The sequence below is a fragment of the Vibrio sp. SSH13-20 genome, assembly GCF_040104475.1.
Classification (GTDB): domain Bacteria; phylum Pseudomonadota; class Gammaproteobacteria; order Enterobacterales; family Vibrionaceae; genus Vibrio; species Vibrio harveyi.
Genome location: NZ_JBECOU010000005.1, coordinates 115777 through 127834, shown reverse-complemented (window position 1 = coordinate 127834; position 12058 = coordinate 115777). Strand labels below are relative to the sequence as shown.

General features: G+C 47.2%; 8 protein-coding genes. 5 read left to right on the top strand and 3 right to left on the bottom strand.

Translation table 11 applies throughout. From position 1 onward, the window contains the following. The first annotated feature begins 15 nt into the window (after positions 1-15). The 4 genes from trmH to ABMY42_RS15645 all read left to right on the top strand — a co-directional run bounded on the left by trmH (position 16) and on the right by ABMY42_RS15645 (position 6723). Positions 16-699: a tRNA (guanosine(18)-2'-O)-methyltransferase TrmH gene (gene trmH / locus ABMY42_RS15660; protein ID WP_005448464.1), complete on the top strand. Its 684-nt coding sequence runs from the start codon at positions 16-18 to the stop codon at positions 697-699. A 131-nt stretch (positions 700-830) separates the two neighbouring features. Further along, complete coding sequence (gene recG, locus ABMY42_RS15655; RefSeq protein ID WP_349266528.1) at positions 831-2912, top strand: ATP-dependent DNA helicase RecG; 2082 nt, start codon at positions 831-833, stop codon at positions 2910-2912. A 205-nt stretch (positions 2913-3117) separates the two neighbouring features. After that, positions 3118-5079, top strand: coding sequence for a S9 family peptidase (locus tag ABMY42_RS15650; RefSeq protein WP_272759136.1), 1962 nt, complete (start codon positions 3118-3120; stop codon positions 5077-5079). 252 nt (positions 5080-5331) lie between these two features. Beyond that, complete coding sequence (locus ABMY42_RS15645; RefSeq protein WP_349266527.1) at positions 5332-6723, top strand: uracil-xanthine permease family protein; 1392 nt, start codon at positions 5332-5334, stop codon at positions 6721-6723. Positions 6724-6966: 243 nt separating this feature from the next. On the opposite strand, the gene envZ is transcribed toward ABMY42_RS15645, so the two are convergent. Together envZ and ompR are read right to left on the bottom strand one after the other, a co-directional pair. After that, positions 6967-8259 carry a two-component system sensor histidine kinase EnvZ gene (gene envZ / locus ABMY42_RS15640; RefSeq protein WP_010445027.1) on the bottom strand — a complete coding sequence of 431 codons (1293 nt, stop codon included), beginning with the start codon at positions 8257-8259 and terminating at the stop codon, positions 6967-6969. A gap of 125 nt (positions 8260-8384) precedes the next feature. After that, positions 8385-9104, bottom strand: a complete 720-nt coding sequence (gene ompR, locus ABMY42_RS15635) for a two-component system response regulator OmpR (protein WP_005430151.1) — start codon at positions 9102-9104, stop codon at positions 8385-8387. A gap of 476 nt (positions 9105-9580) precedes the next feature. Here ompR and greB point away from each other — a divergent pair, with 476 nt between their 5' ends. Next, positions 9581-10066: a transcription elongation factor GreB gene (gene greB / locus ABMY42_RS15630; protein WP_005448472.1), complete on the top strand. Its 486-nt coding sequence runs from the start codon at positions 9581-9583 to the stop codon at positions 10064-10066. Positions 10067-10138: 72 nt separating this feature from the next. Here greB and ABMY42_RS15625 read toward each other — a convergent pair whose 3' ends face one another. Next, positions 10139-12022 (bottom strand): RimK/LysX family protein, encoded by a 1884-nt coding sequence (locus ABMY42_RS15625; RefSeq protein WP_009698971.1) that lies wholly within the window; start codon positions 12020-12022, stop codon positions 10139-10141. Positions 12023-12058 lie beyond the last annotated feature (36 nt).

The following is a 12058-nucleotide window of genomic DNA, read 5'->3' as shown; positions in this document are numbered from 1 at the left end:
ATATCCCTATTTATTATGAATTTAGAACGTTACAACCGCATCCATCAGGTGTTAAAAGCACGCCAAACCGACCTCACCCTGTGCCTTGAAGAAGTTCATAAGCCGAACAACGTTTCTGCAGTGATCCGTACCGCTGACGCAACAGGCTTACACAAAGTTCATGCGATTTGGCCCGATAAAATGCGCACACTGACCCACACCTCAGCAGGGGCACGCAACTGGGTTGAAGTGGATACTCACGATTCGATTGAAACTGCGATTACCGAACTCAAAGCACAAGGCATGCAAGTTCTGGTCACCAACCTTTCGGACACCGCGGTCGATTTTCGTGAGATCGACTACACCAAGCCAACGGCAATCATTCTGGGTAGCGAAAAAATTGGCGCTTCAGAGCAAGCGAAGAAACTCGCAGACCAAGACATCATTATTCCAATGATCGGTATGGTGCAGTCTTTAAATGTCTCAGTCGCCAGTGCTGTGATTCTTTATGAAGCGCAGCGTCAGCGTGAAGCCGCTGGTATGTACGAACGTGATGAAAGCGCACTGCCAAAAGAGACCATCAACCGCATTCTGTTTGAGCGAGGACATCCGGTCTTAGCAAAAGTAGCGAAACGCAAAGGGCTAGAATATCCACAACTTGATGACGAAGGCCAAATTGTGGCTGACGAATCGTGGTGGAAAGAGATGCAAAGTAAATAATCAACTTTTGTTATCCTGAATAGCGGCGAAGGAGCGAAATTCGACTCCTCACGAAGCTGTATTTTTCCCTGTACAAAAACACAGCTTCGTGGTTAACATACTGCTATGTTAACTATTTTCTTGAGCCCGCTATGTCTGCCCAAATGTTATCTGCTATTCCTTTAACCTCTCTGTCTGGAGTTGGCGCCAAAGTCGCAGAAAAACTCGCCAAAGTTGGCTTGCATAGCGTTCAAGATCTACTGTTCCACCTTCCTCTTCGTTACGAAGATCGCACTCGCATTTACCCAATAGCCAAGCTGCATGCTGGGCTCTGGGCAGCGGTACAGGGCAAAGTCATGGCTGTCGATACTACTTTCGGCAAACGCAAAATGCTGACAGTAAAAATCAGCGACGGCAATGGCACCATTACTCTACGCTTTTTTAACTTTACTGCCGCGATGAAGAACAATTTCTCGAATGGTAAGTTAGTACACGCTTACGGTGAAATAAAGCGTGGTGGTATGGGCTTAGAGATTGTTCACCCTGACTACAAGTTTTATGTAAGTAAACAAAAGCCGGATGTGGAACAAAGCTTAACCCCCGTTTATCCAACCACCGATGGGTTACGTCAAATCACTTTGCGTAACCTGACGGAACAAGCCTTATCACTCCTCGATAAAGCCGCAGTGCAAGAGTTGCTGCCTTCCGGTTTGTACAATCACCAGATCACTATGTCGCAAGCGCTGCATACGATTCATCGACCGCCTCCAACCATTAATTTGGATGAATTTGATGAAGGTAAACACCCAGCTCAAATTCGTTTGATCATGGAAGAATTACTGGCGCAGAACCTCTCTATGTTGGCAGTGCGCAGCAAAGGACAACAGGACGTTGCATTGCCTTTGGCGTCGTGTGACTCGCTGAAAAAGCAACTACTGGCTCAATTGCCCTTCTCGCCGACCAATGCTCAAGCACGAGTCGTTAAAGAAATTGAAGCTGACTTAGAAAAAACGCACCCAATGATGCGCCTTGTTCAAGGTGACGTAGGCTCGGGGAAAACTCTAGTTGCTGCGCTTGCTGCCGTCAGAGCCATTGAACACGGCTATCAAGTCGCTTTAATGGCACCGACCGAGCTGCTCGCCGAACAGCACGCGATTAACTTCGCTAATTGGTTTGAGAAAATGGGCATTCAAGTCGGTTGGCTGGCGGGCAAATTAAAAGGTAAAGCCAAAGAAGCCGAATTGGCGCGTATTGCCAGTGGTGAAGCGCAAATGGTCGTGGGCACTCACGCCCTCTTCCAAGAACATGTTGAGTTCCATCATCTTGCTTTGGTCATTATTGATGAACAGCACCGCTTTGGTGTCCACCAGCGCTTAGAGCTACGCGAGAAAGGCGCAAAACAAGGCGCTTATCCACATCAGCTCATCATGACAGCAACGCCAATTCCGCGAACATTAGCCATGACTGCTTATGCCGACTTAGAAACGTCGGTGATTGATGAGTTACCGCCAGGTCGAACACCAATCCAGACCGTCGCGATTCCAGACACCAAACGCGATGATATCGTCGAACGAGTGCGCAATGCCTGCTTAAACGAAGGCAAACAAGCGTATTGGGTATGTACCTTAATTGATGAGTCCGAAGTCTTGGAGGCTCAAGCTGCTGCCGACACTGCAGAAGAGCTGCAACGTAAACTGCCTGACGTAAAAATTGGTCTCGTGCACGGACGAATGAAGCCAGCTGAGAAGCAAGCGGTGATGCAGGATTTCAAAGACAACAAGCTGCATTTACTGGTCGCAACGACAGTGATTGAAGTAGGCGTAGACGTACCCAATTCCAGCCTGATGATCATCGAGAACCCAGAGCGTTTAGGTTTAGCTCAGTTGCACCAGCTTAGAGGTCGTGTTGGTCGAGGTTCAGTGGCGAGCCATTGTGTGTTGCTGTATCACTCGCCACTATCAAAAACCGCCCAAAAACGTTTAGGCGTATTACGAGAAAGCAACGACGGCTTCGTGATTGCACAGAAAGACTTAGAGATTCGTGGACCGGGTGAGCTTCTTGGTACCAAGCAAACTGGCTTGGCAGATTTTAAAATTGCCGACTTAGTGCGAGATCAGCGCTTAATTCCGGAAGTTCAACGCATTGCACGTTACATTCATGACAACTACCCGACAAATGCGACCGCAATTATTGATCGTTGGTTAGGCGAGCGTGACATTTATTCTAAGGCGTAAACGGGCTGCGCCTTAGTAGTAAGACGTTTCTTTCACCAATTCGATAACTAAATCACATCTAAATTCCTATTCTATTGATTTTAAATATGTAAAATCAATAACGTTTTATTAACACAACACACAGATGCGTTGTGCTATCGGCTAGGTTAGTTAAGCACTACTGCTAACCTCCACTCTGATAATAAATACGTTTCAAGGAGTAGAAATGAAGAGTACCTGCCTTAGGCTGTTGGCTTCAGCCTGTATTCTAAGTAGTGGTTCAGCATTTGCTGACACCTCAGATATGGCGAAATTGTTCGCTAAAGGATCGAGCTTTTTTAACCCAAAACTCTCCCCTGATGGTAAATACCTTGGGGTCGAATCCAAAGTGGATGGTAAAGATGCGCTGGTTATTCTCGACGCACAAACAATGAAGCCAACCAACATGCTTCGATTCCCAGACAACGAGCAAGTCGCCGATTATTACTGGGTCAACAATGAGCGCGTTGTCGCTTCAAAAGAAACCTTCACGGGCTGGTTTACTCAACCCTCACCCACAGGTGAATTTGTTGCCGCGAATGTCGACGGTTCTAAAACCGCCTACCTGTTCGGTCCTCAACCACCACAAAGCGGCAGCAGCGTTTCTAAACGAGGCAAAGCAACTCGCGCCTTCGGCATCATGTTAGACCCAATGCCAAATGACGAAAAGCACATGCTGATTGCTGCGATTCCATACAACCGCTCATTTGACATGGAAGAGGAAAAAGACGTCTACAAAGTCAATATCTACAACGGTCGCACGACCAAGCAGATGTCCGCCCCTATCAGAAATAGCTATTTCCTAGTTAACCATGATAACCAAGTCGGCTTTGTAACGGGCTCTGGTGATGATCTCAAACTCAAGTCTTTCTATCGCAACGGCAACAAGTGGCAATCCATCGCGACATTAGACAAACTCAATTTAGAAGAACTAACCCCCATTTCCTTCGCCGAAAACAACCATTCGATTTATGCCGCAGCAAGTAAAGACGGCTCACCCCAAGCGATTTACCATGTTGATTTAAAAACAGGAAAATACAAAGAAGTGGTTGCTGGCGAAAAGGTTTCACCACATAACTTTTGGCTTGATCAGCAATCCAAGCAACTGTACGCCATTGAATATGAAAAAGACTATCCAACCTATGCCTTCGTGGACGACAAGCACCCGCTGAGCAAGCAGTTGAAGCAACTACTGGCGACATTTGAAGGTCATCAAGTCCGTATTCTTAGCCAAACAGAAAATGGCGATAAATTCATTGCTCTGGCATTTAATGACCGTAATCCCGGCGATTATTACCTATTCAACACCGATCCTGTCGAAGGTCGATACCTCTTCTCTGCACAGAAATGGCACGACCCGAAAAAAATGGCAGAAGTTCGTCCATTTGCTTTCACGGCAAGAGACGGGCAGGAAATCAATGCCTTGCTAACACTTCCACCGGGTAAAGCGGAAAAGGACCTACCTTTGATTGTGAACCCGCACGGTGGACCTCACGGACCGCGTGACTGGTGGGAATTCAATCCAGAGAACCAGTTCTTAGCTCAAAAGGGCTATGCTGTTCTGCAAATCAACTTCCGTGGTAGTGGTGGCTTTGGAGATAATTTTGAAGAACTTGGATACCGTAAATGGGGTACCAATATTCAATACGACATCATTGATGCCACTCGCCATATCATCAAGCAAGGTATTGCCGATGCCGATCGTATTTGTATTTCTGGCGGTAGTTTTGGCGGCTACAGCGCGCTTCAAAGTGCCATCGTCGAACCGGATCTATTCCAGTGTGCAGTAGGCAGCTTTGGCGTCTATGACCTTGAAATGCTTTACACTGAAGGCGACGTAAAAGACCGCAAGTCAGGCGTTAACTATCTAGAAGAAGTGATCGGTCGTGATAAGAAAGAGCTTCAATCTATGTCACCCGTTCATCATGTCGACAAGCTAAAAGCAGACATTATGTTGGTCCACGGAGCCAAAGATGAACGAGCACCAATTGAACAATTTGACGCCTTAGTGGAAGCGCTCAAAGCGATCAATTATCCGCACAAAACAATGGTGATCGGCGATGAAGGGCACGGATTTTATAATGATGAGCACCAAGCCAAGTACCTTACTCAAATTGGTGAGTTCTTCGATAAACACTTAAAAAACTAACCTCCCAACGTAAAACCTTAAAGGCGATAACCATTCCGTTATCGCCTTTTCTTTTTAGCCTAAAGCAAACGTTTGCTTTTTGAATAAATCCCTCTATAATCGCGCTCAAAATTTATGGTGTGCACCTTGTCACATCAAACCAACCTGAGTTGACACTGATTAACAGCAATCACAGGTCATAACGTCAACTCCACCCAGCACTCCCATTCAGCGAGCTCTGGGGCAAGAATTATTGCGACTAGCGAGACAAACATGACAACTTCAAACCGAACTTCGGAACTGGTCTATCAGTTAAACGATCGTCCACCACTACCGCAGACCATTTTTGCTGCACTTCAGCACTTATTGGCGATGTTCGTAGCCGTTATCACCCCTTCTCTGATCATTTGTCAGTCTTTGGGTGTGCCTGCTGACCAAACTAACACCATCATCAGCATGTCGCTGTTTGCATCTGGCGTGTCTTCCTTTATTCAAATTCGTACCTTTGGTCCTATCGGCTCTGGCTTGCTTTCAGTGCAAGGCACCAGCTTCAACTTCCTTGGTCCAATCATTGGTGCGGGTCTTTCTCTTAAAGCCGGCGGCGCGGACATTAGCACCATGATGGCAGCGATTTTCGGTACTATCTTGGTAGCGTCTTTTGCTGAAATCCTGCTATCTCGCGTCCTAGAACACGCACGCCGCATCATCACGCCATTGGTGTCTGGCATTGTCGTGACGCTTATCGGTCTGACGCTTATCCAAGTGGGCTTAGTCTCAATGGGCGGTGGCTACGCGGCGATGGGCGATGGCTCTTTCGGTAGCCTAGACAAGTTAGCACTCGCTGGCACAGTACTTGGCTTGATCGTAGTTCTTAACCGTTCAAAGAACCCATACCTACGTGTTGCATCAATTGTAATTGCAATGCTGGTTGGCTACGTCATGGCGTACTTCATGGGCATGGTCGACACCTCAACACTGGGCGAAACTGACCTCATCGCACTGCCGATCCCAATGCAATACGGCTTGAGCTTCGACTGGTCGCTGTTTATTCCACTGGTTCTGATTTTCTTCATTACGGCACTAGAAGCAATTGGTGACATTACCGCAACGTCTGAAGTTTCCGGCGAGCCTGTAAAAGGTCCGGTTTACATGAAGCGCATCAAAGGTGGCGTATTGGCAGATGGTCTAAACTCAGCCATTGCTGCGGTATTCAACAGCTTCCCGAACTCTACCTTCAGCCAAAACAACGGCATCATCATGCTCACTGGTGTAGCAAGTCGTTATGTGGGTTACTTCATCTCAGGCATGCTAGTAATTTTGGGGCTGTTCCCGGGCGTGGCAAGCTTTGTTCAACTGATTCCTGAGCCAGTTCTGGGCGGCGCGACTATCGTGATGTTCGGTACCATTGCTGCAGCGGGCGTACGCATCATCTCTCGTGTCGACCTTGATCGCCGCGCAATCCTAATCATGGCACTGTCATTCTCGATGGGTTTGGGCATTGCACAAAAACCTGAAATTCTGCAATTCATGCCTGAGTTTATTAAGAGCATTTTCTCAACAGGTGTGGCAGCAGGCGGCATCACCGCTATCGTATTGAACCTACTGCTTCCTGAGAAATTGGAAGAGGAAGATGAGCTGGTAGCTCAAGAGATAAAAGAATCCTAATACCAATTACGTTAATTAGATGTTCAAGAAATTGCGCCGGTAAAATCACTTAGAACAAGGCAAAGATTGCAGCTAGCTAGTTACTCTACCTACAAAATCTTTAACACTGTTATAAGTGATTTTAACCAGCAAGAATGAGCAGATAATTGATGGAATTGGTATAATCTTGCACTAGGATGATCGGGGAGCCCAACCTAGTCATAGGTTGGGCTTTTTTATTGGAATCAGTTGAGCGAAGAAAGCTTACTTGGTTGGGAAGCTGATTTGCGCACTTAACCCACCTTCACTGCGGTTACGTACCACAACCGAGCCAGAGTGTTGACTGACGATGCGCTTAACAATGGCTAAGCCCAAGCCTGTCCCTTCACTGCCACGAGCAGTATCACCACGAGTAAAAGGTTCAAACAAGCGTGCGATTTGTGATTGCTCAATGCCTGGACCATTGTCTTCAACGCAAACCCACACCAACTGTTTATCGGCGGTGACGCCCGTACTGATTTTCACCCAGCCATTACCATAACGCAGAGCATTAACCACAAGGTTACTCACCGCGCGTTTAATCGCGATTGGACTGCCTTTCGCGGTTGGCATCGTAAGGTTGAGGTCAGTTTCGATTTCGACTTCATAACCCCCTTCCGACGTTGCTACATCGCTGGTAATGGTATTGATGTCCACCTGCTCAAACGACTCTTTATTTACTGGCTTGAGGTAGTCCATAAACTGACTGATGATCTCGTTACACTCTTCGGTATCACTGATGATGCCTTCGGCTAAGTAACTGTCTTCAGGTGACATCATTTCTGTCGCAAGGCGAATACGCGTCAGTGGCGTGCGTAAGTCGTGACTGATGCCTGCCATCAGTAGCGCACGATCTTCTTCTAGCTCTTGAATACCTTTCGACATCTGGTTGAATGCGCGAGTTACAGAGCGGATTTCTGAAGCACCTTTCTCTGGCAATGGCGGCGGAATTTCACCTCGACCTACTCCTTTCGCGGCTTTTTCTAGCGCAATCAAAGGTCGGTTTTGCAAACGGATAAACAACCAGCCACCAGCAATGATCAGAAGCGCCATGATCAAGCTGTTACGGAACAGCGGAGCAAAATCTTCTTCTTGCAGTTCAGAGAGCGGAATACGGATGATGGAGTTCGGCAACTGATCGATACGCATCCACAGAATGTAGCTTTCACTGCCAAGCAGCAAACGCACTTCCGTTGGTGAGCCGAGCTCTTGCGTCATCTCTTCCGACATCAAATCAATCGACATCGCATGATTGAACTCATTCATCATCTCGCTATCGACGCTATGTACCGTCACGCCCAGGTTTTCCAGCAGTTGATGACGGAGTGGCGCATCGGACTTGAGTAAACCATCTTCATCGAGCACTAGATTCAATTCGTGAGCGAGAATTTTGTTGAACTGCTGCAAACTTGGCATCAACGCGTAGTTAAAAACGGCGTAGTAAGAAAAGACTTGGCTAGCGAGAAGCAAAGAGATGAACAGCAGAATGGATTGTGTAAATGAACTTCGGATTCGCATGGAGAGTTCCTAATGGACTGTTCCTAGTGAACAACATTAATTGCGAGTTTCCAGCCCTCAAACAGGAAGGGGGTTTGAGGGTGGAATATGAGCAGCCGAGTATTATCGGCAGACCTTAGAGGTAATTACGCTTCTTTGCCGTCTGGGACGAACACGTAACCTAAGCCCCATACCGTTTGGATGTAGCGCGGCTTGCTTGGATCATCCTCTAGCATTCGGCGTAGACGCGAGATTTGAACGTCGATAGAACGCTCCATCGCTGAGTATTCACGACCACGAGCCATATTCATCAGCTTATCGCGCGACATCGGCTCACGAGCGTTGGTCACAAGCGCTTTCAGCACCGCGAATTCACCCGACGTCAGTGGCATCGCTTCATCACCACGGAACATTTCACGCGTACCGAGGTTCAGACGGAAGTCACCGAACTCAACCACTTTCTCTTCCGTGCTTGGCGCACCTGGCAGTTCAACCGTTTGGCGGCGAAGTACTGCTTTAATACGAGCTAGCAGTTCACGCGGGTTGAACGGCTTTGGTAAGTAATCGTCTGCACCTACTTCAAGACCAACGATACGATCAACTTCATCGCCTTTCGCCGTCAGCATAAGGATAGGCAGCATGTTGTTGGCGTGACGTAGACGACGACAAATCGATAAGCCATCTTCGCCCGGCAACATTAAATCCAGCACCATAAGGTGGAAGTTTTCACGGGTCAGAAGACGATCCATCTGCTCGCCGTTAGCGACACTTCTCACCTGAAAACCTTGCTCAGAAAGGTAACGCTCCAAAAGAGCACGCAAACGAGCATCGTCATCAACCACTAATATTTTATGATTTTCCTGCATTGAAACATCCTTTCAGAGGCATCTATAGTCAAAAATGTATCACTGTTTTTTCAAACGTGCTTGTGCAAATTGTTACTCTTTTTATCTTAGCCACGGTTTTGATGATTTATTTCGACGTTTCGCATTATTTTTCTTCTCACCACAACAATTTACAGTCAGACAAAATCAAGGCTGCTATACCCAAGTGACATCAAGATACAGGATTCAGAGCGCTGTCATTGATTCGAGGTCAAGGAAAACAACGCAGTGTAACCAGCTCTTCCCAAGTTGTTTGACGCAGAAGTCGGGTCAATGACACGCTCCCGAAGGGCGAGTTGTCTTGGCTTGTATACTTTGTTGCCGATTCTTGGTTTAGGCCCACTAGACCTTTAAATCGCCGCCGCGTCTACAAACCAAGTCATTCTCGCTGAACCTAGCATCTTGAGGTTACTTGGGTATATGATCAACAGAATCCAATAACGGCTGATTTACTTCTAATGAAAACCAATTTAATTACCCGTGAAGGCTACAATCGCCTAAAAACCGAACTCGACTTTTTATGGCGAGAAGAACGCCCAGAAGTCACCAAAAAAGTCACTTGGGCAGCAAGCTTGGGCGACCGAAGCGAAAACGCAGATTATCAGTACAACAAAAAACGCCTGCGTGAAATTGACCGTCGTGTCAGATACTTACGTAAGCGCCTAGAGCAAGTCAAAGTGGTGGATTACTCACCTCAGCAAGAAGGCAAAGTGTTCTTTGGTGCTTGGGTGGAAATTGAGAATGAAGCGGGCGATGTGAAGAATTTCCGCATCGTTGGTCCCGATGAAATCTATGGTGATGCGAAAGGCTATATCTCGATTGATTCCCCAATGGCTCGTGCACTACTAAAAAAAGAAGTCGATGACGAATTCGCAGTAAGAACGCCGGAAGGCTACAAAGAATGGTTTATCAACAGCATTCGCTACCAAGCCGAAGAACATTGATTCTGCGACCGGATAAAAGAAAGCCGCACTTTTTAGTGCGGCTTTTGCGTTTTAAGGTACCAATCTTGAAGATTACTCTTCGTAGTCTGGCTTCTCGGTCACAATGTAGTTGGTATCGCTGGCAACGATCGCACCGTGCTTCAAGAAGTTCTTACCTAGAATCATGCTGTAATGGAAGCGGCTACGATCTTGCAAGTTAACGCGAATCTTCTTCTCTAGTTCGCCCAGCTTAACGTGCATTTCCACCACAGGGCGTACGTTGGCTTTCTCACCTTTCTTGGCTTTGATGCGCATCACGTCGACAACGGGCTTGGTAAATTCTTTCTTCATGCCGCTGTCGTTCTCGTAAGTGAAGCTCACCATGTCTTTACCATCTTTCTCGAACTGCTTGATGTTATGAGCATTAATTGAGCTCACATCCGCGCCCGTATCCAATTTCACAGGGAAAGACATGCCTTCCACTTCCGCCACCTCAATGTGACCCGCTCTAAACAACGGGCGCGCATCTAGTAAGTGGTCTGCACGTGTATTTAGCAATACGCCGCCTTTCGCCATGTTATGCCCAAAGACAAAGAACGGCTGTGCTTGATCGTCTTTCTCCAGTACATCAATGGCAAATTCGATACTCTTCTCTTCATCACCAAACAGGAAGTCACCTTCGACGACTGGTCGAACCGAATCTCCCACTTTGAGCTTCTTCAATACGCGTTTAGTGATTTTCTCTTCCTTGCCGTTCGCGCTTGGCAGGTAGAAGGTCACCACTTCTTTCTTGTCTTTTTCCGTCAATTCAAAGCCATCGACACGCAACAGCGGAGTTTTCACCGCGAAAGTTGGATACGCAGGCAGTACATGACCATCAATGTTGACTGACTCTTCTGGTGAGATAACCAATGGCTTAGATTTCAGAGCATTCTTAAATGACTTTTCAACACCACCGAGCAAGTTCTCTTTGTCGGTATCGATCACGAAGTGCTGGCTTGCCACGTCTTTGCCCAGACGGATTTGTGAGCTGAAGCCGCTGCGATCACGCAGGTATACCAGCCATTGTTGCGTCTCGGTTTCGCTCACTTGCACCGGAAGGTAAACCAAAGGGCGCTCACTCTTGCTGGTTTTCAACATACGCACGAGTGGCAATGTCATTGGGTGACGCTTACCGTTTTCGCCTTCAAGGGTGAAAGAAACTTGTTTTTTCTTCTTATCGACTTTGATGTTCAGCGCATGTACGTTGGTGTAACGACTGGTGGTCGAAATGCTTACCTTGTATGGCACCCCTTCCACTTCCACCGTTTCTTTCTTGCCGATCATCTGCGCCTTTTGTTGCTCTTGCAGGTAATCGTAACCAGCAAACACCCACGCGTTGTTATCGAGGTAAGTCTTACCAATCAAGATAGGTGCTGAGAATTGAGTGCGCTTGGTCAGGTTGACCACGGTGTCCACAGTGTGCCCTGCAATGGTCATCGGCATTTTCACTGTCGGACGTAAAATTGGTTTTTCACTGGTACGGCTACGGATCGCACTGATGCGTTCAAGATCATCAGTGATCTTAATTTCTTTACCTGTGTATGGATGATGAATAGTGAAGCTCACGGTGACTTGATACGGCTCGAAGCTATCGGCATCCCATTTGGCTTTGGTGCCGCCAAGATCATCAATGATGGCCCACATCAGCTTGTCATCTTTAAGGCTCTTGTATTCAGGATTACTACTGCTAACGTGGATGTTTTCTGCGTGCATTGAGGTGGTATCTGCACCGGTATCAATCTTACCGATAAAAGGCACATCGCTTAGCTCAGGAATTTCGCTGTAGTAAACACTCTCTACTCGCCCCAATACGACTTTATCATCAAGTTGGTAAATCGGATTTTGAGTGGTCGCGGAAAGTGTTTGCGACCAAGCGAGCGGCGTCGCCAATAAGGCACCAGAGAGCGCCAAAGCCAAAGACATTTTCTTCATCATTATTTTCCGTATGAGCTAAGGTACAGGGTTAGTCGA